The sequence below is a fragment of the Agrobacterium sp. MCAB5 genome (assembly GCF_052114365.1).
Taxonomy (GTDB): Bacteria; Pseudomonadota; Alphaproteobacteria; order Rhizobiales; family Rhizobiaceae; genus Agrobacterium; species Agrobacterium tumefaciens.
Window position 1 is genome coordinate 312,763 of the sequence record NZ_JBFREP010000005.1, and the last position, 22,532, is coordinate 335,294.

Consider the following 22,532-nt stretch of genomic DNA (forward strand, 5'->3'; position numbering starts at 1 on the left):
GGCCCTGTTGCGGTGCAATATCAAGCCTTTCAGGCTTCGTCGTCGCGGTGGAGCCACACCTTATTGTCGTGGAAAGCCGCGCCGCCATAGGGGGCGACGGCATCGGCGCCCGTCAGAACATTGATACCCTCGCCGTCCAGATGCGCCTTGTTGGGCCACAACCCTTCGGCAACCAGAACGCCGGGCCTCGCACCCTCCACGATTTTCGCGTGAAGACGCACTTCGCCGCGGCCATTGCCGATACGCACGATGTCGCCATCGGCTATACCGTTGCGGGTGGCGTCCTCGGAACAGATCATCACTTCCGGACGGCCTTCCTTCTGCACGGAGGTTTTCGTTTCCGCGAAGGTGGAGTTGAGGAAGTTGCGCGCTGGCGATGTCGCCAGTCGGAAAGGATGCTCTCCGTCGGCGGTTTCGATGACATCTACCTGATCCGGGAATTTCGGAAATTGCGCAACCGGCCCCATCACGCCGATGTTTTTCGGCGGTTTGTTTGGAGACGGCCCTGTCGCCCATTCGGGGCTGAAACGGAATTTTCCGTCACCATAACCAAAGCCCTCGAGATAATGCGCCACCTCGAAAGAGGGCTGCGCATCGATCCATTTTTCTTCCGCCAACGTATCGAAATCGCCCCAGCCGCTGACTTTCAGCATATGATCGACATGGTCGCGGGCTGAAAGACCGAAGCCCGGCATATGGTCAATACCAAGACGTTTCGCCAGTTCTTCAATGACGAAGAGATTGCTGCGCACGGTTTCCGGCGGCTCCACCAGCTTGGGGCCAAGCAGAATGTGGTTCTGGCCACCGGCGCGGTAGATGTCGTCATGTTCAAGGAACATGGTGGCCGGCAGCACGATATCGGCCAACTCGGCCGTCTCCGTCATGAATTGCTCATGCACGGCAACAAAAAGATCGTCGCGCAGGAAACCCTGTTTCACCAGCCGCTGCTCGGGTGCGACATTGACGGGGTTGGTGTTCTGGATGAGCAGCGCCGTCACCGGGCCACCATGTCGCAGCGCTTCCGCATCCCCCGTCAGCACGCGGCCGATCTGCGACTGGTCGAGCTGGCGCACGTTGGGGTCGGCATAGGCTGTGCCCATCAGTTCCGCCTTGTTGAGCCGGAAGATATCGCCGTTATTGTGGAAGGCGCCGCCGCCTTCATATTGCCAGGAGCCAAGAACGGTGGCGATAGAAAGAGCCGCGTGCATGGCGACCGCGCCGTTGCGTTGGCGGGCGAAACCATAACCGAGCCGGAAGAACGTCTTTTTCGTCGTGCCCACGAGCCTTGCGAAATCCTCGATTTCCTCCAGGGAAAGACCGGTGATTTCGGACGCCCATTGCGGCGTCTTCGATTTCAGATGCTCTTCAAGTCCCACCGGATCGTCAGCGAAGCGCGCCATGTAATCGCGGTCGGCATAACCATCGCGGAAGGCAATGTGCATGATGGCGCAGGCGAGCGCCGCATCGGTGCCTGGACGCAGGACGATGCGCATATCGGCCTGTTTCATGGTCGGATTGTCATAGATATCGACGACGACGATCTTCGCGCCACGTTCCTTGCGGGCTTTTACCGCATGGGTCATGACGTTGACCTGCGTGGCGACAGCATTCGTGCCCCAGATGACGACGACATCGGCCTTGCCGATTTCGCGCGGATCGGGCCCGCGCAGCGCGCCTGTACCCATCACATAACCCGTCCAGGCCATGTTGGTGCAGATCGATCCGAAAAAGCCGGAATATTTCTTGGCGTGACGCAGGCGCTCGATGGAATCGCGCTGAACCTGTCCCATGGTTCCGGCATAGAAATAAGGCCAGACGGCCTCGGCGCCGTGCTTTGCCTCGGCTTTGACGAAGGCGTCGGCAACCTCGTCCAGTGCCGCCGCCCAGGATATCTCCTGCCAGTCGCCAGCACCCTTCGCACCCTTGCGGCGCTTCGGGGTCAAAAGACGGCCGGGATGATAGATACGCTCGGAGTAACGCGCCACCTTGGCGCAGATGACGCCGGCAGTGTAAGTATTGGCATTGGCGCCGCGCACGCGGCCGATGCGGCCATCGGCATTGATGTCCACTTCCAGCGCGCAGGCGCTCGGACAGTCGTGCGGACAGACCGTGTGGCCGATGCGCGTGGCACTTTCGGCTTTCGGGGCGGCGTTTTTAGCGGAAATCGGGGTCGCAAGGTTCATGTCTTTTCTATATTGCATCAGCGACGCGGCAAAAAGGCCGAAGTGACGTCCATCAAGAATATTCATCATCCCCATCGGGAAGCGAGACACATCCCATGAACTATCGCCACATCTACCACGCCGGCAATTTCGCGGATGTTCTCAAACACGCCGTTCTCGCGCGTCTCGTCCGTTACCTGCAGAACAAGGACAAGGCGTTTCGCGTGCTGGATACTCATGCCGGCATCGGCCTCTACGACCTGTCGTCGGAAGAGGCGCAGAAGACAGGCGAATGGCAGACCGGCATCGGCAAGCTGATGGACGCCGATCTGCCGGCCCCTGTCGCCGAATTGCTGGAACCCTATCTTTCCACCGTCAGGGAACTCAACCCCGAAGGCGGCATGCAGTTCTACCCCGGCTCACCGAAGCTCGCGCGCATGCTGTTCCGCCCGCAGGACAGGCTTTCGGCCATGGAACTGCACCCGGACGACGCACGCGCGCTGGCGCGTCTGTTCGAGGGAGATTATCAGGTTCGGGTGACGGAGCTCGATGGCTGGCTGTCGCTTGGCGCGCATCTGCCGCCGAAGGAAAAACGCGGCCTCATCCTCGTCGATCCGCCTTTCGAGCTTGAAAATGAATATCAGCGGCTGGCGGATGGGTTGAACAAGGCATATCGGCGTTTCTCCACCGGCACCTATTGCCTGTGGTATCCGCTCAAAAAAGGTGCACCGATCAAGGATTTCCACGAGCGGCTGCAATCCTTCGACATACCGAAGATGCTGTGCGCGGAACTTTCCGTGAAAAGCGACCGGCTGGAAGGCTTGAGCGGCTCAGGCCTCATCGTCGTCAACCCGCCCTACACGCTGAAGGACGAGCTGCACACGCTGCTGCCATTCCTGAAGACGGTGATGGCGCAGGACAGATACGCCTCGCACCGCGCCTTCTGGCTGCGCGGCGAGGAAAAGCCGGAAGAGGATTGAGGGCTTACCTCACCCCTTCCGCGCCTGTGCAAGCTGCGATCGCTCAAAGAACAGGATCACGAAAAGCGCCATGATGAACGGGATGATGAGGTAGAACAGCCGGAACACCAGCAGCGCTGCAATCACGTCAGCCGGGTTCATATCAGGCAGGCCGGTGACGAACACCAGCTCCAGCACGCCAAGCCCGCCCGGCGCGTGCGAGATGAGCGCCGCTGAAAAGGAAATCAGGAAAATCCCGAGAATGATCATGAAACCGGGATTTCCGGCTTCCGGCAGCGCGAAATAGATGATGCCTGCAGCTCCGATCAGTTCGATCGGACCGATGACCAGCTGTTGCGCCACCAGTTTCGGCACGGGATATGGCAGAAAAAACGAACCGATTTTCAGCGGCCGCAGCTTCAAAAGACTGCCGAGCACATAAAGTGCGACGATGCCGAGCAGCAGGACGCCGGTTGTCGTTGATGCTTCCACGGGCAGGATGCCGGTAAAGCGCTCGGTAATGTCCGGTTCGTAGACCAGCACCAGACCGATGAGCATGATCGTTCCGATGATGAAGGTGAAGGAACAAAGGCCGACGAGAATGCCGACTTCGGCAGCGCTCAACCCCTTGGACGTATAGGCCCGGTATCGGACGACGGCACCGGAAAACACGGATGCCCCGACATTGTGGGAAAGCGCGTAGGTGGTGAAGGAGGTGAGCGTGATGAAGAACCAGTTTACCTTCCGGCCGAGATGCTGGAGAGCGATGCGGTCGTAACCGGCAAGGGCGGCATAGGCGACAAGCGTCGACAGGCCGGAGCACACCCAGTCCCGCGCGCGAATGGCCGTGAGGCTTTCCCATAGATCATCGAGTGAAAGACCGCGCAGCTCGTGATAGAGCAGCCAGGCCGAAAAACCGATCGTTGCCAGACCAATGACGGGCCAGATGTATTTCTTCAATGTCATGCGGTCATGCCCGCCTATTTCCCCCAGCTTCACCCCAACCCGATTTCCGCACTCCGCAGAAGATTCGTTCGACTCTATTCGTTATGCGGCGAAGCTTTCAACCTTTTTGCCCGTTTGCCTCGTTCACAAATTTATGTAAGACCGCTTTGTCGTCTGCGGGCGATACGAGGTCGTCCATTTTCCGGAGAACGTGCACGAAATGAAGCGTTATGCCGGTTTCATCGCCCTCGGTCTTCTGTCGCTTGCGGCCCTTTGGTTTTCGCGGGAAAATCCGGCCCCGACCGGTTCTGCAACCAACCGGCAGACCCAATCCCAAACGCAGCCCGCCGGCAATTCCAGGCCCGAAAAATCCCAGCCGGAAATTGCCCGACGAGACACGGGCAAAAACCCTGTGCCCGCCGGAACAGGCTTCGATTTTTATGTGCTTTCGCTCTCCTGGTCGCCGGCGTTCTGCGCCAGCTCCGAAGGTTCCGGCAATCGCCAGCAATGCGGCAGCGACAGGCGGTACGGTTTCGTCGTACACGGGCTCTGGCCGCAAAACGAAACCGGATACCCCGAATTCTGCACGAGCAGCGAGCCGGACCGTGTGCCCGACGCAATCGGCCGCACGATGTTCGACATCATGCCCTCCATGGGCCTGATCGGCCACCAGTGGCGCAAGCACGGCGCCTGCTCCGGCCTTTCGCAGAAGGATTATTTTTCGGCAACACGAACCGCCTTCGAGGCGGTCAAGCTGCCGGAGACGATTGCCTCGGGCGCTAAAGGCGCCACCCTTTCCGCCGACGCCATCGAAACCGCCTTCACCGACGCCAACCCAGGCATGTCGAAACGCGGCGTCTCGATCAGCTGCGACGGAAAACGCCTTGAGGAAGTCCGTATCTGCCTCAACAAGGACATGACATTCCGCGATTGCCCTGAGCTTGACCGCAAGGGCTGCCGCGTCAGCGCTACCGAAATCGTCCCCATTCGCTAATACCCACACATCAACATACGTCAGGACCCGGCTATGGAACTGCTTTACTCCGTCACTTCCCCCTACTCCGCCAAGGTGCGCATGGCCGCCCGCCATCTCGGCATCGACATTACCAACGTCGCCGTCGACACCAATGCCGAGCCCGCGACGCTGGTTGACAACAATCCGCTCGGCAAAATTCCGGTCCTGCTTCTGGACGATGGCGGCTCGGTCTATGACAGCGTCGCGATCATGCACTATCTAGACCGCCTTTCGGGCGGCAAGCTCTACCCGAAAAAGAACGGCAAGCGCACCGAAGCGGAAATTCTGGAAGCGCTCTGCGACGGCATCATGGATTGCCTGCTGGCCATCGTTTACGAGCGCCGTTCCCGCCCGGAAGACAGAGTTCACCAGCCATGGATCGACAAGCAGTGGAAAAAGGCGGTGAAGGGTCTGGATCATCTCAACGCCAACCTGCCGAAAACCGGCAAGAAGCTGCATGGCGGACATTTCGCCCTTGCGGCGTTGATCGGTTATCTCGATCTGCGTTTTGCAGGTGAATGGGCCGAAGGGCACGAGGCGCTGGCGCAATGGCCGGAAACATTCGGCAAGCGTTTTGAAGCCTATAAGGACATGAGGGCCGCCGCCTGACACCAATGTGAGCGCCATGCCTGGCCTGATCGCCGGGCATGGATGCTGTAACTGATGGCAAAAACGAAAAAGCCGGGGCGTAAACCCCGGCTTTTCTTTTACCGATCCTTGAAGGATCAGAACTTGACGCCGATACCGGCCTTGACGGAGTGGTCGTCGAAGCCGCGCGAGAACGCGCCGGAGTCCAGGCTGTAGTCCTTCTTCTGGTAGTCGCTGTAGCGATATTCCAGACGGGCAGTGATGTTGTCCGTAACCATGGCTTCAACGCCGGCACCAACGGTGTAGCCGAGGGCGGTTGCGCTGTCCTTGGAGGTCGCGTCACGTACCTTGTTGTCGGAGGCTGCGAGACCAGCCGTACCGTACAGCAGGAACGGGTTCATGTCGTAACCGACGCGAGCACGCAGCGAGCCGTTGACGCCCTGCTTGCCTTCGACGGCGTTGCCACCAACCGTACCAGCGGAACCGCGCTCGCGGCCGAGGTTAACGTCTGCTTCGGCACCGTAAACGATCTGGCCGCTCTGCATGTTGTAACCGCCGTAGATGCCGCCGCCGGCGCCCTTGGCGTCACGGCCGTCGTTGCTGGAGCTGAAACGGCCCCAATCGTAGTTGGCGGTACCACCGAGGTAAGCGCCGGTCCAGTTCTTGACCGGAGCGGGCTGGTCGTAGGCTACCGGTGCCTGCGGCACGTCGTTTACGGCGTCAGCGGCGTGAGCAGCCGAGAAACCGGCGGCTGCAATGGTCGAAGCCATAATGGTTGCTACGAAAATACGCATGTTATTCTCCTTTCAGGACCGCGCCGTACTCAAAACATTGTTTTTAGACGCGGTAAATTCGTCGGGTTAATCGCCCCTCTGAAAATTGAATTTGATGGGAGAATGCGGAGATCAAAGAGCCAAAATGTGAATTGTTTGGGGCAGACACGTGACTAGAATTAGACGTTGCCTAATTGCCACAAGGGTTTTATTAACCCTACCGGAAACTTAATTTCCAATATATCGAATTTAAACTTAGTTATATTCAAATTAAATTTAAATTACATTACCAATAAAAATCCACACAATTCTTTTACGGCCCACGGACAGCTTGCGATTTGCGATTATATCCAGCAAATAGGGCGTGTATGAGCAAATGCAGGTCCGCTGTGAAAGAAAATATACCGAAGACAGTCTTGATAACGGGTGCCGCCCGGCGGCTCGGGCGGGCGATCGCCACGGATTTGGCCTCGCATGGCTTTGCGATTGCCGTCCACGCCAATGCCTCTATGGGGCAAGCCGAGGAATTCGCTAACGAAATAAGGCAAAAAGGCGGCAAGGCCGTTGCCATTCAGGCGGATCTGACACAATCATCGCCAACAATGGCGCTTGTCGAACAGGCATCTTCGGCGCTCGGCCCGATAGGCGTCGTCGTCAACAATGCATCCATTTTTCTGGACGATTCGGCAGAAACGCCCGATCCGGCAATCTTCGACGCGCATTTTTCCGTGCATGTGCGGGCGCCTTCCCTCATCGCGGCCGCCTTCGTTCAGCAATTGCCTCAGGATAAATCCGGACTGATCGTCAACATCATCGATCAGCGCGTACTTGCGCTTACGCCGCGTTTTTATTCCTATACGCTTTCGAAATCGGCCCTTTGGACAGCCACACGGACGATGGCGCAGAGTTTTGCGCCGCGGGTGCGCGTCAACGCCATCGGGCCGGGTCCCTCCTTCAAAAGCGAAAGACAGGCGCCGGAGGACTTTCAGGCGCAGATCGACGGCCTTATATTAAAGCGCGGTCCGGAACCCGACGAGTTCGGGCGGACGATTCGCTTTCTTTTTGATACGCCGTCGATCACCGGACAAATGATCGCGCTCGATGGCGGCCAGCATCTTGGCTGGGAAACCCCTGATGTGGCGGAGATACCTGAATGAACGGAAAGAAGCTGCCTGACGGCGGTATTCTCTTCGATGAAACCGATGACGAAGACGACGATGCAAACCTTGCCGCGACAGACGCGGCCGAGGCACCGCGCGACGTTGCCGGCATGGACTGGAATGCCGGCTGGAAAAACGAATCCGGCCTGAAGGGCATGGATCTTATCGGCGAATTCGTCAAACACCTGCCGAACTCGCCGGGTGTCTACCGCATGTTCAACGAGGCGAACGACGTTCTTTACGTCGGCAAGGCGCGCTCGCTGAAGAAGCGCGTCGGCAACTATGCCCAGGGTCGCGTGCATTCCAACCGCATTGCGCAGATGGTGCGGCTGACCGCCCATATGGAATTCGTCACCACCCGCACGGAGACCGAGGCGCTTCTCCTGGAAGCTAACCTCATCAAACGCTTGCGGCCGCGCTTTAACGTGCTTTTGCGCGACGACAAGTCATTTCCCTATATCCTGATCACAGCCGACAATCGTGCACCGGCGATTTTCAAGCACCGGGGTGCGCGGGCGCGCAAGGGCGACTACTTCGGACCCTTCGCCTCTGCCGGAGCCGTTGGACGCACGATCAATTCACTGCAACGCGCGTTCTTGATCCGCACCTGCACCGACAGCGTTTTCGAAACCCGCACGCGTCCCTGTCTTCTTTACCAGATCAAACGCTGTTCCGGCCCCTGCACACATGAGGTGAGCGATGAGGGGTATGCGGAACTCGTCAAGGAAGCCAAGGATTTCCTGTCAGGCAAGAGCCAGAGCGTCAAGACCGCGATTGCCCGGCAGATGAACGAGGCGGCCGAGGATCTCGACTTCGAGCGCGCCGCCGTCTATCGCGACCGGCTGGCAGCGCTCTCGCACGTCCAGAGCCATCAGGGCATCAATCCGGCCGGCATCGAGGAGGCGGATGTTTTCGCCATCCATCACGAGGGCGGCATATCCTGCATCCAGGTGTTCTTTTTCCGCACCGGCCAGAACTGGGGCAACCGCGCTTATTTCCCGAAGGCCGACCCGTCCCTGCCCGGCTCGGAAATCCTCAATGCGTTCCTGGCGCAATTTTACGACGACAAACCGGTGCCGAAGCAGATCCTGCTTTCCGAAACCGTGGAGGAACAGGAATTGCTGGCCGCTGCTCTCGGCGAAAAAGCCGGACACAAGGTCACGATCAGCGTGCCGCAGCGCGGCGAGAAGAAGGACATCACCGACCATGTTCTTGCCAATGCCCGCGAGGCGCATGGCCGCAAGCTGGCGGAAACCTCGTCTCAGGCGCGGTTGCTGAAGGGGTTCGCGGAAACCTTCAACCTTCCCTACGTGCCGCGCCGGATCGAGATTTACGACAACTCGCACATCATGGGCACAAATGCCGTGGGCGGCATGGTGGTGGCGGGGCCGGAAGGCTTCGTGAAAAACCAGTATCGCAAGTTCAACATCAAATCGACTGACATCACTCCCGGTGACGACTTCGGCATGATGCGTGAGGTCATGACCCGCCGCTTCTCGCGCCTGTTGAAGGAAGAGGGCAAGCCCGACCGCGCACAGACGCTGACGCCCACACCCGAGGAAGCCGCGGACATGCCCTTCCCCGCCTGGCCGGACGTTATCCTGATCGATGGTGGTCAGGGACAGATGACGGCGGTGCGTGCCATCCTCGATGAGCTCGACATTCGCGACAGCGTGATTGCCATCGGCGTCGCCAAGGGTGTGGACCGCGAGGCGGGCCGCGAGCGCTTCTTTGCGGATGGCCGCAGCGATTTTTCCCTGCCGCCGCGCGATCCCGTGCTTTACTTCATCCAGCGCATGCGCGACGAGGCCCACCGTTTTGCCATCGGCTCACACCGGGCGCGGCGCAAGAAGGAAATGGTGCGCAATCCGCTGGATGAAATTTCGGGGATCGGCCCAGGACGCAAGCGCTCGCTGCTGCAGCATTTCGGTACGGCCAAGGCGGTTTCACGCGCAGGCCTCAACGATCTGATGAATGTCACCGGCATTTCAGAAGCCGTAGCGCGGCAAATCTACAATCACTTCCATGAGAGCAGTGGCGATTGAAGGCGCACTGTCGCAACGAACTGCTAAAAAAACATAATAACGTGTTGACCCTATGCGTCAGGGGCGGCATCAAGGCAGCTTATCCAGACTGACAGGTTTCCCATGGCTTCGCGCGCATACAGCATTCCCAACCTTCTCACCTATGCCCGCATTCTGGCGGTTCCCGTCATCGTTTTGTGTTTTTACATCGAAGGAAAGCTGGAAAGCTCGGATTTTGCGCGCTGGACGGCCCTCTGGCTGTTCATCGTCGCCTCGCTGACCGATTTTCTGGATGGTTATCTGGCGCGTATCTGGAATCAGACCTCCAATATCGGCCGCATGCTGGACCCGATCGCCGACAAGCTGCTGGTCGCCTCGGTGCTGCTCTTGATGGCAGCGGACGGCACCATTGCCGGCTGGTCGCTGTGGGCCGCCATCACCATTCTCTGCCGCGAAATTCTGGTCTCGGGCCTGCGTGAATATCTGGCGGCGCTGAAGGTCAGCGTTCCCGTCACCCGCATCGCGAAGTGGAAGACCACCATCCAGATGGTAGCCATCGCCTTTCTTCTTGCCGGTCCCGCGGGAGACAAGGTTCTGCCCTACACGACCGAGATGGGAATTACGCTTCTCTGGCTTGCAGCAGCGCTAACCATGTACACCGGCTACGACTACTTCAAGGCGGGTCTCAAGCACATCGTGGACGAAGAATGATGGCGCGGATCGTTTATTTCGCCTGGGTTCGCGAAAAGATCGGCACGGCGGAAGAGGAGCTGGATATCCCCTCCTCCGTTACCACGGCCGGTGAGCTGATCGCCTATCTCTCAACCCTTGGTGAAAACTACGAAGCCGCCTTCGAATTTCCGGATGTGATCCGCGTTGCGGTCAATCAGGAACATGTTGAACATGACGAGAGCATTGCCGGTGCGCGCGAGATCGGCATCTTCCCCCCCATGACGGGGGGATAACCGGATGCAGCCCACTGTCCGCGTGCAGGCACAGGATTTCGACGCTGCGGAAGAAACCCGCAGGCTGACGGAAGGCGACAAGAGCATCGGCGCGGTGGTGGCCTTCACCGGGCTTTGTCGCGATGATGGCGGCACGCTCGCGGCGCTGGAACTCGAGCATTATCCCGGCATGGCCGAAGCGGAAATGACCCGCATCGCGCAACTCGCCATCGAACGCTTCGACCTCCTCGGCCTCACCGCCATTCATCGCCATGGCAAGATCGCCACCGGCGAGAATATCGTCCTCGTCATTGCCGCTTCCCGGCACCGGCAGGCCGCTTTTGACGGTGCAAATTTCGTGATGGACTACCTCAAGACGTCCGCCCCGTTCTGGAAAAAGGAACATGGCAAGGATGGCACGAAGGGCGACTGGGTTGCCGCAAAGACGACCGACGACACGGCCAAGGACAAATGGCGGTAACGCTTTGTGTTTTCCCGCACTTCCGGACGAAAACCGGACGCCACCCCTACTGGCAATGCTCTAGGGCGCTTCCACTCTGCTGCGCATGACGATCAGCCAGCCCACCAGAAGTGCCAGAACCGCCGCATCCCGCCAGATAACCGGGCCGTAACCGACCCATAGCGTTTCCGCGAACCCGACGGCAGCAGCCCCGAGCGCGCAGACGAGCGGGCTTGCATAACCGCCCGCTGCCGAAATCAGTACGACCTTCAGGCCGAACACCAGACCGGCACCGAAATCCATGGTGCCGTAATAAAAAGTGGCGAGGACGCCGGCGATGGCGGCAAGCAGACCCGCTGCACAGTAAGACAGCAGGAACACCCTGCCTGCATTTACCCCGCACAGTGACGCGGCGAGAGCATCGTCCGACACCGCCTTCCAGCGTCTGCCAAAGCCGGAACGCTGGAGGTAGAAAGTGCCTGCGAGAACGAGCAGGCAGAAGACAGCCGTGTTCAGCATCTGCATCGACGTCAGGGTGGCGGCGAAGTTTCCATCGGCCCAGAATCGCACCGGTTCCGACAAAAGCGGTGGCAGCCATAATTGTCGCGTGCCGGCGGCAAGTCTGGCACTTTCGGTGAGCGCGATCAGCACGCCAATGGCGGCGACCGTCACCGCATTGGGGGAGGCTTTCGCCAGGGGCCGCATCACCGCCCTGCCGATGAAAGCCGCCGCCCACAGACCGCCGAAAAGACCGGCCCCTGCCCCAAGCGCGAGTGTTGCAGGCAAGATCAGCCACAGCCGGTTCCAGCCAAAATCGGCAAACAGCAGACAGGTCTGACCGGCGAAAGCGAAAATCGCGCCATAGGTGACATCGGCCCGTTTCGTGACCGAAAAGGCGATGGCATAGCCGAACGCCAGAACCGCATAAAGCGAGGCTACTGGTACGGCATTCAGCAATTGTTGCAGGAAATAAGCCAATCCGTCCTCCCCATCGCATTATAACTGTTAAAATCCATTTTGATAGTTATAATGTCGCCATGACATTTCGCTGGACAGAACATCGTTTCGCAGGCGGCGCATTGGCCCTCGATGTCGCCAATAGCGTCATCCTGCGCGCGGACGCGGCAAAATCGGTCGACCGTTTTGCTGTGCCTGAGCAGATCGCCACCTTTGCCGAGGCGTCGACCCGACTCGGAGCGGAGCGCGACAGGTTTCCCGCACTCATCGCGCCCGAAGCGGACAGGAGGCAGGTATTTCTCGATCTTCGCGAGGCGATCGACGATTATTTCCGCTCTTCGATGACGAATGGCGACGATGACGACGGCCGGCTGGCAGGGCTTCTCTTCGCTTGCGGCACGGCACTAAAGTTGTTTCCTCTGCGAGAGAGCCTTGCCAATGCGACCGCCCATTCAGCTCTGTCGCTGCTTGCGGCGGAGACGCGGAAACGGCTGCGGATTTGCGGCAATTGCGGTTGGCTTTTCATCGACCGCAGCAAGAACAGAAGCCGCATCTGGTGCGACATGACGGTGTGCGGCAACCGCCAGAAAGCCAGCCGGCATTATCACCGCAAGAAGGAAGCGCAGGCATGAGAGGAATAACCATTCCGTTGCTGGCGATCACTATGGTGCTCGGTCTTTCCGGTTGTCAGCGGGACGAGCCGCGCGATGTCGCGAAGGTTTCCGGCCGCATGTTCGTCTTCAACTACCGTGTGGCGATTGCCACCTATCTCGTGACCTTGCAGCGCATCGCCCCCATCCGCGACGGCAGCACGCTGGAAGCGACCTTCGAAAATCCCCGCGGCGGAACCGAGCTGGCGACCAGGGAGAAGATTTTCCCGGCAGATGAAAAGATCGCCGTTCAAAGTCCGCCGGTCGAATGCGTCAAGCAGGACCGCCCCTACAAGGTCACGATCCGCATCAAAGGGCCGGAAGGCGATGTACTGCAGACGATAGAGACCACCATCCGCTCCGACACAGACCAATCGCTCCTTCCCGCCAAACCGCTGACGGTCGGCCCGCTCTACACACCCAATCCGGACGTGTTCAAAGCGGACGGCACGACGGATATGCGTCCTGTCGAGGGGTGTCCGGCGTCGTGACGATCGTCGGAGGAGACGAAGCGAAAATTGAACCTCCCCTCACTCCTGTGCTTGTCACAGGAATGAGGGGGGCGGATGCTCGGCACAGGAAAAAATCTACCAAAACAAAAAAACGGAGCCTTTCGGCTCCGTTTCATCGAGTCTTTTCAGCGGCTTCATGCCATCGCCTGAGAGGGCGATTCAAGCCGTTGATATTTTGAATCAGCCGACGATTTCAGTTTCGGCGAACCAGTAGGCGATTTCCTGTGCGGCGGTTTCAGGGGCGTCCGAACCGTGAACGGAGTTTTCGCCGATGGAAAGCGCGAAGCTCTTGCGGATGGTGCCTTCAGCAGCCTGGGCCGGGTTGGTTGCGCCCATGATTTCGCGGTTCTTGAGGATAGCGTTTTCGCCTTCCAGAACCTGAACGATGGTCGGGCCGGAGGTCATGCCTTCAACGAGTTCGCCGAAGAAGGGACGCTCTTTGTGAACGGCGTAGAAGCCTTCGGCTTCGCGCTTGCTCATCCAGACGCGCTTGGAGGCGACGATGCGCAGACCGTTGTCTTCAAATACCTTGGTGATCGCGCCAGTCAGGTTACGCTTGGTTGCGTCCGGCTTGATCATCGAAAATGTGCGTTCAATCGCCATGTGTCCGTTTCCTTTTCCTATAGAGAAAGTGGGCGGTCTTTACCCGCCCAAAGGCCCGAAAACAAGGGGGATCAACCACATTGCGACGATGGCTGCAGACATTTCACGCCGCTGTCACACTGCGGCCTCTGGCGTCGTGGAGGTCTAGGCAGCCTTCGAACCAGTCCCGGACGGGGTCGTTTTCGGAAAACAGATCCGCTCCGGTGGTAATCCTTGCCCATTGCAGCGCACCGAAAACGATGTAATCCGCAAACAGCGGCGATGAGCCGCCGATGAAAGGCTGGAAGCCCAGCATGCGGCGGATCGGCGCCAGGAGCGCTGGGAAGGCCGCGATTTCCGCCTCACGGTTCGCCACCACATCCTCGAGCGTCCTGCCGAGCGCCTTCGTCCTGCTGTCGCGGAAATAAAGGCGGTCAGGCTCATCAAGCATATTGTGGATATCTAGCACGGCAATGCGGGTGATGGCCGGGTGCAGCACCGTCTGCGACCAGCTTTCAACGAAACGCGCCATCGCCTTGCCGCCTTCCCCGTTAAACAGCGACGGCCGCTCCGGATAGGCCTCATCCAGATAAAGGGCGATCTCGAAACTGTCGCTCACCAGCTGGTCGCCATCACGAAGGATCGGCACGGTCCTCGAAAAACCGTCCTCCACCGTCGGGATGACCGTGAAGGGTAAGGGACGTTCCTCGAAATCCAGCCCCTTATGCGCCAGCGAAAGGACTGTTTTCCAGCAATGGGGAGAAAACGGCCGTGCGCTATCGCTTCCGCAAAGTGAATATAAGGTTCTGGAGGTCGTCATAGGCTGCACCCTCTTCTGCTACATCGATTATGCGATATAAAAACGACCGCCGCCTGAAATCAAATCAGGATTTGTCATACTACTGATCAACAAACGCATCCGGCGCTCAACCGTCCCCTCCACGAGAATTGGGGTCTCACGGCAATGAAAACCTCGTCAGGTTTAGCCTATTTTAAACCGTTGCTTGTAAGAATAATCGTGTTCAACAATCGGTTATCACCGGTGCATTCATAATTTATTGGTATTGGGGCTGTCAGTGACGTCAACGGCGGGCGATAAAAAACGCGAGAAGGCAAGGAACGGTCTCGTCTTTACAAAAATTGCTCAGTTCATCGACAAGATGAATATTGCACCGCTGCCGCGAAACTACGAACTGATCTACGAAATATTGTCGGGGCATAACCCGGCGATGGGACGCGATATTCTCGCCCTTGGCAACGCGCCGCAACAGCATGAAATCGATATTGTCGGCCAGAGACACAATCTGCCGGGTTTTTCGAAGATCGAGGCCGAGCAGATGGCAGCGACGGCCTTCGAGACGCTGAAGCAGATTTCCGCGCGACTGGAAGCCGGCCTGCAACGCACCGAAACATTTATTGCCAGTCTTTCCGGGCAAGATCACTCCGAGCTGCCTGCAACGGAGCGGCTTGCGCAATTGATGGGCGATATTCACGAGGAACAAACGAGTCTCCGGCATTTCGTTTCCATGGGGCTGATGAAAATCCGCGAGGTTGAGAAAAGCCGGACCGATCTTCAGGCGAATTCCCTGCGTGATGCCTTGACGGCGCTTCCCAACCGGGCGGCTTTCCTCGAGAAGCTCGGCGACCTGTTTTCGGGCGCTCAGGGGGCATCAGCTACATCGCTTGTGCTGCTCAACATCGACCATTTCCGCGAAATCAACGGCAAATACGGCCCCACTGCCGGCAACAAGGCGCTGCGCCGGCTGGCAGCGCTTTTCCGCAAGACGATCAAGAAGGACGATTTCGTAGCCCGCATCGGCGGAAACGAGTTCGCTTTTCTGTTTGCCGGCGTCTCGCAAAATACAGCTGAAGCAATTGCGGAGCGGTTGCGGCAGAACGTCGAGGCGCTACGTTTCGTCACCAGTGAGGGCGACGGCGAGCATCTGACCGTATCGATCGGCGTTGCGGCAGTGGACTGCACCGCGACATCAGCGGAATTTTTCAGCCATGCCGAGCTCGCCCTGCTGTCCGCACGCTGCGGCACGCGCAATTGCGTCATAGGCTACTCCCGGGACGTGGCTCAACGCAGCCGCAGCAGCTATCTGGCGCAGCTCGGCTGTTGAAGCTGCATATCTGATCTGGTGTGGCGCGCGCGCTCTTGCCTTGGCCACGCAGTTCGGCCAAAACGGCGCCATGATTACGATTACCGATCTCTCCGCCCGCATCGCCGGGCGCCTGCTTCTCGACCACGCCAGCGTGACGCTTCCGGCTGGCGTGAAGGTGGGCCTCGTTGGCCGCAACGGCGCCGGCAAATCTACTCTTTTCCGGGTCATCACCGGTGACTTTTCAGCGGAAAGCGGTTCGGTAACGATCCCGAAACTGGCGCGCATCGGCCAGGTTGCGCAGGAAGCGCCGGGAACGGAACAATCGCTGATTTCCATCGTGCTTTCCGCCGACAAGGAGCGCAGCGCGCTGCTGGCCGAGGCGGAAACCGCAACAGACCCGCACCGGATCGCGGAAATTCAGGTGCGGTTGGTCGATATCGACGCGCATTCGGCGGAAGCCCGCGCGTCCAGCATTCTTGCCGGTCTTGGCTTCGATCACGAGGCGCAGCTTCGCCCCGCCTCTTCGTTCTCCGGCGGCTGGCGCATGCGCGTGGCGCTCGCGTCCGTGCTGTTTGCCGAACCCGACCTCCTGCTGCTCGACGAGCCGACCAACTATCTCGACCTTGAAGGCACGCTCTGGCTGGAAGACTATATCCGGCGTTATCCGCATACCGTCATCATCATCAGCCACGACCGCGATCTGCTGAACAATGCCGTCAATTCCATCGTGCATCTGGACCAGAAAAAACTGACCTTCTATCGCGGCGGATACGACCAGTTCGAGCGCCAGAAAGCCGAAGCAGACGAATTGCAGATGAAGGCGAAGGTGAAAAACGACGCCGCGCGCAAACATCTGCAAAGCTTCATCGACCGTTTTCGCGCCAAGGCCACCAAGGCGCGCCAGGCGCAGAGCCGTATCAAGGCGCTGGAGCGCATGGGCACCGTCGCCGCCGTGATCGAGGACCACGTCCAGCCGATCACGTTCCCGGAGCCGGAAAAGCAGCCCGCCTCACCCATCGTCGCCATCAATGGCGGTGCCGTGGGTTACGAGCCGGGCAAATCCATTCTGAAGCAGCTCAATCTCCGCATCGATAATGACGACCGCATCGCGCTGCTCGGTTCCAACGGCAACGGCAAATCGACCTTTGCGAAATTCATCTCCGGTCGGCTTGCGCCGCAAGCGGGCGATCTTCGCATCGCCCCGGGCCTGAAGATCGGCTTCTTTGCGCAGCATCAGCTGGACGATCTCGTGCCGGACCAGACACCGGTCGAACACGTGCGCAAGCTGATGCCGCTGGCGTCTGAAGCGCAGGTGCGGGCGCGGGTTGCGCAGATGGGACTTGCGACGGAGAAGATGGCGACGGCGGCGAAAGACCTTTCCGGCGGTGAAAAGGCCCGGCTGCTGATGGGACTTGCGGCCTTCCATGCGCCAAATCTGCTCATCCTCGACGAACCGACCAACCATCTCGACATCGACAGTCGCCGGGCGCTGATCGAGGCGCTGAACGACTATAACGGCGCCGTCATCCTCATCTCGCACGACCGGCATCTCATCGAGGCAACTGTCGACCGCCTATGGCTGGTGGCCGACGGCACGGTGAAGACCTTTGAAGGCGACATGGAGGAATATCGCGACCTCGTCGTATCTTCCGGAAAAAAGAAGGAAGAGAAGACAGAAGCCGCCGCCGACCAGACATCGAAAGCCGACCAGCGCAAGGCCAACGCCGAAAAACGCGCCCAGCTTGCGCCGCTGAAGAAAAAGATCAATGAAATCGAATCTTTGACGGCGAAGCTTGAGAAAGTGATTCAGTCGCTCGACAAGGAACTGGCGGACCCTGCTTTGTACGAAAAGGCACCTGCCAAGGCCGCGCAGAAAGTCAAAGAGCGTGGCGAAGCCGCGAGTAAGCTTTCAGACGCCGAGGAGCAGTGGCTGATGCTTTCGAGCGAATATGAGGATGCGATGACGCAGTGATGCGTCATGATGCTGGTGCGAAAATCTAAGCGCATTCCCTGCGAGGCTGTAGCCGCTCGAGCGGCACGGCCGGCGAATAAAGATAGCCCTGACCGAAACGGATTCCCATCTGCATGAGCAGCCTGCTCTGCTCTTCCGTTTCTATACCTTCCGTCACCAGCGTGGCGCCGTAACGTTCGGCGCTTTCGAAGGCGAGCGCGATGGCCTCCCGGAACCGCGACTGTTCAAGCCGGGACGTCATCCAGTGATCGATCTTGACCTCCTCGAAGGGGAACCGCGCAAGCAAGGTGAGTGCCGCATAACCGGTGCCAAAATCATCGAGCGCCAGCCGCACGCCCGCTTCGCTCAGCCTGTCGAAATTCTGCTGCACAATGTCGATCGCCGGTATCCTGCTCATCTCCGTCACTTCGATCGACAGACGGTGCGCCGGGACCCCCATCTCGTTCAAAAAGGCCACAACCCGCTCTCCGAAGCCCGCAGTGGCAAAAGACGATGCGGAAATGTTCACCGCCAGATGAAAGTCCGGGTCGAGACCCCGCAGGTCGATGAGGTCGCGGACAACGGCTTCGATCGTCGACCATTCAAACTCCACCAGCAGCCGGTGACGCTCGGCAATCTCCAGCACATAATAGGGCGAAAGCGGCTGTCCGCGCGCATCCACCGCCCGTAAAAGAGCCTCCGCGCCAATCATGCGGCGATTGTGCATTTCGAATTTCGGCTGATAAAATATCGGCGGCTTGCCGGATCTGATCCAGTTGACCAGCATCTGGCGCACCCCCTCGTCCCGCGTGGCCTTATCGGCGAAGGAGAAGGGGAATATCTGCACCGGATTTTCGCTTCCTCGCAGCGCAAGACTAAGCTGCCGGAGGAAGGAAGCCACGTTCTGCCGGGAAAGCTTATCCAGATTAGCGGCGCCGATTTTCAGATGCGGCACCGGTTCTGGATCCGCAGACCGTGAAAATGTACTTAACCCGTCGTGGAGACGCATTATCAGCCTTGTGCTTTCCGACTTCTCGAGCGAAATCGCCGACATGACGACTGCAAGCGTGGTATCGCCGAACATGAAGCTGCGCGGTGCATTGGAACTCGACAGCAGGCCGTTGTCATCGTTGCAGATTTCCTGTGCCAGCCTCGGCCAGAAAAGATCGCCCCAATCCTCGCCCTGGCAGGCGGCGACATCGGCCATATTGACGATTTCTATGAGAAGGAGAGCGTGCGGAACGGCCGGCTCCTGCCGCATCACGACTTCGATATGGTCTTTGAGGGCGCGCCTGTTTGGAAGGCCCGTCAACGAATCCGTCCGCGCCGCAGCATCGCGTTTCCTTGCCTCTTCACGCGCCCGCGCCTCTCTGCGCAGTAACAGAAACAGACAGGCGATCATCGGCAACCCGACCAACGAACCGAAGATGCGCCGTCCGACGTTACTGAGAAAAACGTCCTGATTTATCATGCTGAGACTGTAGGTCACGCAAACAGCGAACAACGCCGCGAAAATCCTGACCGCGAATACGCCGAAGACCTCGCGGACGCCGAGTTCAGTGAGACTGCGCCTGCGCATCCAGCCATACATTGCCATCCCGAAAGCCGAGATAATGCTCATATCCAGAAAAGCGGCCCCAAAGAGTGCCGGACCACCAAACAAAAATCGCCCTGCGGAGACGAGCGCCAGGCTTATCAAGCCGCCTTGCCAGGACCCCAACACGCCAGCCAGGAACAGCAGGTCAGAGCGGATATAGGGCTTGGAAGGCAGCTTGATGAACTCGGATACCAGTAGCGTCAGCAAGAAACCGGTAACCCCGAAGATGATGCCGTAGTAGATTTTATAACGAGCGTCATCGAGAGCGATGTTTCGCTGCAGAAGGATCAGCACCGACACCATGCCGACAAGGGCCGCAGCCTGGAGCAGCAGGAACGGCAACTCGGCGGCTGACGCGGCCGCCTGGGCGGCGATCAATTCCATCATCTCTGCATGCCCCCCCGGTCATTACTATTCTTTTGCCGTGGTTCCGGCGTTTGACCTTCACAAATCCCGCGTTTACGCAGGAAAATCAGTACATATAGCCAATCGCTCCACACGACCTGTCGCTCCACCGCGGGCTGCCCCCGGCGAAATCGCCGGACAGGTGCCAACAGCAAGCGGCTGACAAGACACGAGTTCGAGTACCTCCTCACCGCCGGCGTCGCACAATGCCGAGCAGGAAAATCAAGAAACGAAGCGAAGCGCCAACCAACAACCGAACGAAAAAACCATCGAGACAGTCTAACTAACGAATTTTACGTCGAAACTAAAGAACTTAGCGTAGATAAATATGCAAGAATTACGCTGTATGTATTTAGTTTACAATTGCCTTCGTCTAACTACTTACAAAATCCATATAAATATGTATTTTAAATTCTGACTATAATACATTCAATAATGAAATTGAAATTGATTTACATATAAAATATACGTTAATATTTCGGAACTTAACTTCGAGTTCGAATTTTAAAAGCATTAAGTTATAAAAATCAATACTTTTAAATTTGAAACAATATTTTCACATTTCAAATATTAGGCAACATAAAATATGCATACCGATTTTTGCCATGCCGTTACGCACGGAAAAAAGACGAGACCTGCAAGGACGATCGCCTTGCTCCTTTGATCGTTTCTGTTAAAAAACTCGTAAAGTCACACTTTATCCCACGCATCATACAAATGGGTCCCACTTCATGTCAGCCACCAAGCTTGCCATCGTCGGCGTCGGCAAAATCGTTCGCGACCAGCACCTTCCCGCCATCGCAGGCAATCCGGATTTTGAATTGATCTGCACGGCCAGCCGCCACGGTACCGTGGATGGCGTCGCTTCTTACGGTACCATCGAGACCATGCTGGAGGCCGTCGAGGATATCGAGGCCGTATCGCTCTGCATGCCGCCACAGTACCGTTACGAGGCTGCTTATGCGGCGTTGAATGCCGGCAAGCACGTTTTCCTCGAAAAGCCGCCGGGCGCAACGCTTTCGGAAGTTCAGGATCTCGTTCGACTTGCGGATTCGAAGGGTCTTTCGCTATTTGCAAGCTGGCACTCGCGTTATGCGCCGGGCGTTGAAGCTGCAAAGGCGTTTCTCGCCTCGACAAAAATCGACAGCGTGCATGTCATCTGGAAAGAGGATGTGCGCCACTGGCACCCCAACCAGGCATGGATCTGGCAGGCGGGCGGTCTCGGTGTGTTCGATCCCGGCATCAATGCGCTGTCGATCATCACCCACATCCTGCCCCGCGCGCTGTTCCTGACCAAGGCAACGCTTGAGTTCCCGGAAAACCGCGACGCGCCCATCGCTGCCGAGCTGCATTTTTCCGACGTTACGAAAATGCCCGTGCGCGCCGAGTTCGACTGGCGCCAGACCGGCAAACAGAGCTGGGATATCGTTGCCGAAACGGCGGCCGGGCAGATGGTGCTTTCGGAAGGCGGCGCGAAGCTCTCCATCAATGGCGAGCAGGCGGTGTCGGAACCCGAGCGGGAATATCCGGCGCTCTACGAGCGTTTTGCGGAAATCATCAAGGCCGGACGCTCTGATGTCGATCTTGCGCCATTGACTCATGTGGCCGATGCCTTCCTGCTCGGCCGCCACAAATTCGTGGATTCCTTCTACGACTGAGGAGCCGAAAGGCTTTTGGAAGCCTTCCGGAAGACAGGTGCATCAAAGGGCGCGGCTGACGAAACGGTCGCGCCCTGACTTTTTTGCCTGATACAGTGCCTCGTCAACGCTGCGCAAAAGCGTGGCGCGGTCAGCACCGGCCTGAGGGGCGATGGCGCCGCCAATGCTGAGACGCGCACCGACCGCCTGCCCGTCAACATCAAAGGGTTCACGGAAGGCTGCCAGAAGCCTGTCTGCCAGTCCGTTCATCACCTCAGACCTGCTGGGACGGGGTATGAAAATGGCGAATTCGTCGCCTCCCATGCGCACCACCGTATCTTCGCTGCGGATCGAATTGCGAATGCGGTCGGCGGCGGCGGTCAGTACCCGGTCACCCGCCGGGTGACCGAACGTGTCATTGATCGCCTTGAAACCGTCCAGATCGAGATAGAGCACGCCGAAGGCCTCGTTCTCACGCAGAGCCGCGCCAAGCTGGCCATCGACAATCGCCTCCAGCGCCTTGCGATTGTAAAAGCCGGTCAACGGATCAGTCATCACCGCATCCCGCAATTCACGCTCCGCCAGACTCATTGTGAAATTGGCCTTCTGTAGACGCAGGAGTGCGGCCGCCAGCAGCGCGAAGTGCTTCAGATTGTCAATTTCGCTTTGAGAGAATTTTCTCGGCACCGTATCGACAAGGCAAAAGGCGCCGACCACAAGACCCGGTTCCAGCTCGATCGGCGCGCCAGCATAGGAACGCAATCCGGGACCGCCCTTCACATAGGACATGAAGCGGAAATCCGGATGCTGGGTCAGATCGGAAATGACCACGACATCCTGCCTGGCAATTACTCGGTTGCAGATCGACAGATCGCGCGGGCATTCCGAAAGTTGCATTCCCGCCTGTTCGGCAATATGGAGCCAGTCCTCATCGACGATATGGACGGCCGCACGCGGGACGTCAAAGACGCCCTGCCCCAATCGAGACAGCACTTCCAGTTCCGGCATCTCGGCATTCTTGACGGACATGATTGACCGCACCGCGACCAGACGCTCTATTTCCCCGTCGGGCTGTGAAATCGCCTGTCCCATGATGATGTCCTTCT

At 58.4% G+C, this 22,532-nt stretch carries 21 protein-coding genes; 13 read left to right on the forward strand and 8 right to left on the reverse strand.

Features of this window, described 5'->3' with window-relative positions; genetic code table 11:
- Positions 1 to 29: 29 nt before the first annotated feature.
- Positions 30 to 2,249, reverse strand: a complete 2,220-nt coding sequence (locus AB4Z23_RS14720) for a molybdopterin-containing oxidoreductase family protein (RefSeq protein ID WP_162711022.1) — start codon at positions 2,247 to 2,249, stop codon at positions 30 to 32.
- A 29-nt stretch (positions 2,250 to 2,278) separates the two neighbouring features.
- On the opposite strand from AB4Z23_RS14720, the gene AB4Z23_RS14725 reads away from it, so the two are divergent.
- The gene (locus AB4Z23_RS14725; protein WP_003512446.1) at positions 2,279 to 3,142 is read left to right on the forward strand and encodes a 23S rRNA (adenine(2030)-N(6))-methyltransferase RlmJ; all 864 of its coding nucleotides are present in this window, start codon (positions 2,279 to 2,281) and stop codon (positions 3,140 to 3,142) included.
- A 9-nt stretch (positions 3,143 to 3,151) separates the two neighbouring features.
- On the opposite strand, the gene AB4Z23_RS14730 is transcribed toward AB4Z23_RS14725, so the two are convergent.
- A complete protein-coding gene (locus tag AB4Z23_RS14730) occupies positions 3,152 to 4,087 on the reverse strand; it encodes a lysylphosphatidylglycerol synthase domain-containing protein (protein ID WP_421476473.1) in 936 nt (311 codons plus the stop codon).
- Positions 4,088 to 4,286: 199 nt separating this feature from the next.
- On the opposite strand from AB4Z23_RS14730, the gene AB4Z23_RS14735 reads away from it, so the two are divergent.
- Positions 4,287 to 5,060 carry a ribonuclease T2 family protein gene (locus AB4Z23_RS14735; protein ID WP_003512443.1) on the forward strand — a complete coding sequence of 258 codons (774 nt, stop codon included), beginning with the start codon at positions 4,287 to 4,289 and terminating at the stop codon, positions 5,058 to 5,060.
- Between the two features lie 33 nt (positions 5,061 to 5,093).
- Complete coding sequence (locus tag AB4Z23_RS14740; protein ID WP_003512441.1) at positions 5,094 to 5,690, forward strand: glutathione S-transferase; 597 nt, start codon at positions 5,094 to 5,096, stop codon at positions 5,688 to 5,690.
- 116 nt (positions 5,691 to 5,806) lie between these two features.
- On the opposite strand, the gene AB4Z23_RS14745 is transcribed toward AB4Z23_RS14740, so the two are convergent.
- Positions 5,807 to 6,463 carry an outer membrane protein gene (locus tag AB4Z23_RS14745; protein WP_421476476.1) on the reverse strand — a complete coding sequence of 219 codons (657 nt, stop codon included), beginning with the start codon at positions 6,461 to 6,463 and terminating at the stop codon, positions 5,807 to 5,809.
- Between the two features lie 347 nt (positions 6,464 to 6,810).
- Here AB4Z23_RS14745 and AB4Z23_RS14750 point away from each other — a divergent pair, with 347 nt between their 5' ends.
- The 5 genes from AB4Z23_RS14750 to AB4Z23_RS14770 all read left to right on the forward strand — a co-directional run bounded on the left by AB4Z23_RS14750 (position 6,811) and on the right by AB4Z23_RS14770 (position 11,051).
- On the forward strand, positions 6,811 to 7,599 hold the full coding sequence (locus AB4Z23_RS14750) for an SDR family oxidoreductase (protein WP_113473824.1): 789 nt from the start codon (positions 6,811 to 6,813) through the stop codon (positions 7,597 to 7,599).
- On the forward strand, positions 7,596 to 9,647 hold the full coding sequence (gene uvrC / locus AB4Z23_RS14755; RefSeq protein WP_013635857.1) for an excinuclease ABC subunit UvrC: 2,052 nt from the start codon (positions 7,596 to 7,598) through the stop codon (positions 9,645 to 9,647). Before AB4Z23_RS14750 ends, uvrC begins: the two co-directional genes overlap by 4 nt.
- 102 nt (positions 9,648 to 9,749) lie before the next feature.
- Positions 9,750 to 10,337 (forward strand): CDP-diacylglycerol--glycerol-3-phosphate 3-phosphatidyltransferase, encoded by a 588-nt coding sequence (gene pgsA, locus AB4Z23_RS14760; protein ID WP_003512433.1) that lies wholly within the window; start codon positions 9,750 to 9,752, stop codon positions 10,335 to 10,337.
- Positions 10,337 to 10,591, forward strand: coding sequence for a molybdopterin converting factor subunit 1 (moaD, locus tag AB4Z23_RS14765; RefSeq protein ID WP_019565410.1), 255 nt, complete (start codon positions 10,337 to 10,339; stop codon positions 10,589 to 10,591). The genes pgsA and moaD overlap by 1 nt, the downstream gene beginning before the upstream one ends.
- A gap of 4 nt (positions 10,592 to 10,595) precedes the next feature.
- Positions 10,596 to 11,051: a molybdenum cofactor biosynthesis protein MoaE gene (locus AB4Z23_RS14770; protein WP_013635855.1), complete on the forward strand. Its 456-nt coding sequence runs from the start codon at positions 10,596 to 10,598 to the stop codon at positions 11,049 to 11,051.
- Between the two features lie 60 nt (positions 11,052 to 11,111).
- On the opposite strand, the gene AB4Z23_RS14775 is transcribed toward AB4Z23_RS14770, so the two are convergent.
- Positions 11,112 to 12,008: a branched-chain amino acid ABC transporter permease gene (locus AB4Z23_RS14775; RefSeq protein ID WP_421476480.1), complete on the reverse strand. Its 897-nt coding sequence runs from the start codon at positions 12,006 to 12,008 to the stop codon at positions 11,112 to 11,114.
- A gap of 59 nt (positions 12,009 to 12,067) precedes the next feature.
- Between AB4Z23_RS14775 and AB4Z23_RS14780 the strand changes: the two genes are divergently transcribed.
- Entirely contained in the window at positions 12,068 to 12,619 is a 552-nt protein-coding gene (locus AB4Z23_RS14780) for a CGNR zinc finger domain-containing protein (protein ID WP_333704157.1), read from the forward strand.
- Positions 12,616 to 13,128: a hypothetical protein gene (locus tag AB4Z23_RS14785; RefSeq protein ID WP_333704156.1), complete on the forward strand. Its 513-nt coding sequence runs from the start codon at positions 12,616 to 12,618 to the stop codon at positions 13,126 to 13,128. Before AB4Z23_RS14780 ends, AB4Z23_RS14785 begins: the two co-directional genes overlap by 4 nt.
- Positions 13,129 to 13,329: 201 nt before the next feature.
- On the opposite strand, the gene ndk is transcribed toward AB4Z23_RS14785, so the two are convergent.
- Complete coding sequence (gene ndk / locus AB4Z23_RS14790) at positions 13,330 to 13,752, reverse strand: nucleoside-diphosphate kinase (protein ID WP_003502118.1); 423 nt, start codon at positions 13,750 to 13,752, stop codon at positions 13,330 to 13,332.
- 103 nt (positions 13,753 to 13,855) lie between these two features.
- Positions 13,856 to 14,551, reverse strand: a complete 696-nt coding sequence (locus AB4Z23_RS14795; protein ID WP_038490568.1) for a glutathione S-transferase family protein — start codon at positions 14,549 to 14,551, stop codon at positions 13,856 to 13,858.
- 256 nt (positions 14,552 to 14,807) lie between these two features.
- Between AB4Z23_RS14795 and AB4Z23_RS14800 the strand changes: the two genes are divergently transcribed.
- Together AB4Z23_RS14800 and abc-f are read left to right on the forward strand one after the other, a co-directional pair.
- Positions 14,808 to 15,854 carry a GGDEF domain-containing protein gene (locus AB4Z23_RS14800; RefSeq protein WP_003512413.1) on the forward strand — a complete coding sequence of 349 codons (1,047 nt, stop codon included), beginning with the start codon at positions 14,808 to 14,810 and terminating at the stop codon, positions 15,852 to 15,854.
- A gap of 70 nt (positions 15,855 to 15,924) precedes the next feature.
- Positions 15,925 to 17,808, forward strand: a complete 1,884-nt coding sequence (gene abc-f / locus AB4Z23_RS14805; protein WP_038490565.1) for a ribosomal protection-like ABC-F family protein — start codon at positions 15,925 to 15,927, stop codon at positions 17,806 to 17,808.
- A gap of 25 nt (positions 17,809 to 17,833) precedes the next feature.
- Here the strand turns inward: abc-f and AB4Z23_RS14810 are convergent, their stop codons facing one another.
- Positions 17,834 to 19,771, reverse strand: a complete 1,938-nt coding sequence (locus AB4Z23_RS14810) for an EAL domain-containing protein (protein WP_441360297.1) — start codon at positions 19,769 to 19,771, stop codon at positions 17,834 to 17,836.
- A 749-nt stretch (positions 19,772 to 20,520) separates the two neighbouring features.
- Here AB4Z23_RS14810 and AB4Z23_RS14815 point away from each other — a divergent pair.
- Entirely contained in the window at positions 20,521 to 21,447 is a 927-nt protein-coding gene (locus AB4Z23_RS14815; protein ID WP_003512408.1) for a Gfo/Idh/MocA family protein, read from the forward strand.
- A gap of 42 nt (positions 21,448 to 21,489) precedes the next feature.
- Here AB4Z23_RS14815 and AB4Z23_RS14820 read toward each other — a convergent pair whose 3' ends face one another.
- Positions 21,490 to 22,518 carry a sensor domain-containing diguanylate cyclase gene (locus AB4Z23_RS14820; RefSeq protein ID WP_421476507.1) on the reverse strand — a complete coding sequence of 343 codons (1,029 nt, stop codon included), beginning with the start codon at positions 22,516 to 22,518 and terminating at the stop codon, positions 21,490 to 21,492.
- Positions 22,519 to 22,532 lie beyond the last annotated feature (14 nt).

Coding starts and splice junctions, on each gene's coding strand:
- AB4Z23_RS14720 (WP_162711022.1), bottom strand. CDS start 2,249: ATGAATATTCTTGATGGACGTCACTTCGGCCTTTTTGCCGCGTCGCTG.
- AB4Z23_RS14725 (WP_003512446.1), top strand. CDS start 2,279: ATGAACTATCGCCACATCTACCACGCCGGCAATTTCGCGGATGTTCTC.
- AB4Z23_RS14730 (WP_421476473.1), bottom strand. CDS start 4,087: ATGACATTGAAGAAATACATCTGGCCCGTCATTGGTCTGGCAACGATC.
- AB4Z23_RS14735 (WP_003512443.1), top strand. CDS start 4,287: ATGAAGCGTTATGCCGGTTTCATCGCCCTCGGTCTTCTGTCGCTTGCG.
- AB4Z23_RS14740 (WP_003512441.1), top strand. CDS start 5,094: ATGGAACTGCTTTACTCCGTCACTTCCCCCTACTCCGCCAAGGTGCGC.
- AB4Z23_RS14745 (WP_421476476.1), bottom strand. CDS start 6,463: ATGCGTATTTTCGTAGCAACCATTATGGCTTCGACCATTGCAGCCGCC.
- AB4Z23_RS14750 (WP_113473824.1), top strand. CDS start 6,811: ATGAGCAAATGCAGGTCCGCTGTGAAAGAAAATATACCGAAGACAGTC.
- uvrC (WP_013635857.1), top strand. CDS start 7,596: ATGAACGGAAAGAAGCTGCCTGACGGCGGTATTCTCTTCGATGAAACC.
- pgsA (WP_003512433.1), top strand. CDS start 9,750: ATGGCTTCGCGCGCATACAGCATTCCCAACCTTCTCACCTATGCCCGC.
- moaD (WP_019565410.1), top strand. CDS start 10,337: ATGGCGCGGATCGTTTATTTCGCCTGGGTTCGCGAAAAGATCGGCACG.
- AB4Z23_RS14770 (WP_013635855.1), top strand. CDS start 10,596: ATGCAGCCCACTGTCCGCGTGCAGGCACAGGATTTCGACGCTGCGGAA.
- AB4Z23_RS14780 (WP_333704157.1), top strand. CDS start 12,068: ATGACATTTCGCTGGACAGAACATCGTTTCGCAGGCGGCGCATTGGCC.
- AB4Z23_RS14785 (WP_333704156.1), top strand. CDS start 12,616: ATGAGAGGAATAACCATTCCGTTGCTGGCGATCACTATGGTGCTCGGT.
- ndk (WP_003502118.1), bottom strand. CDS start 13,752: ATGGCGATTGAACGCACATTTTCGATGATCAAGCCGGACGCAACCAAG.
- AB4Z23_RS14795 (WP_038490568.1), bottom strand. CDS start 14,551: ATGACGACCTCCAGAACCTTATATTCACTTTGCGGAAGCGATAGCGCA.
- abc-f (WP_038490565.1), top strand. CDS start 15,925: ATGATTACGATTACCGATCTCTCCGCCCGCATCGCCGGGCGCCTGCTT.
- AB4Z23_RS14810 (WP_441360297.1), bottom strand. CDS start 19,771: ATGATGGAATTGATCGCCGCCCAGGCGGCCGCGTCAGCCGCCGAGTTG.
- AB4Z23_RS14815 (WP_003512408.1), top strand. CDS start 20,521: ATGTCAGCCACCAAGCTTGCCATCGTCGGCGTCGGCAAAATCGTTCGC.
- AB4Z23_RS14820 (WP_421476507.1), bottom strand. CDS start 22,518: ATGGGACAGGCGATTTCACAGCCCGACGGGGAAATAGAGCGTCTGGTC.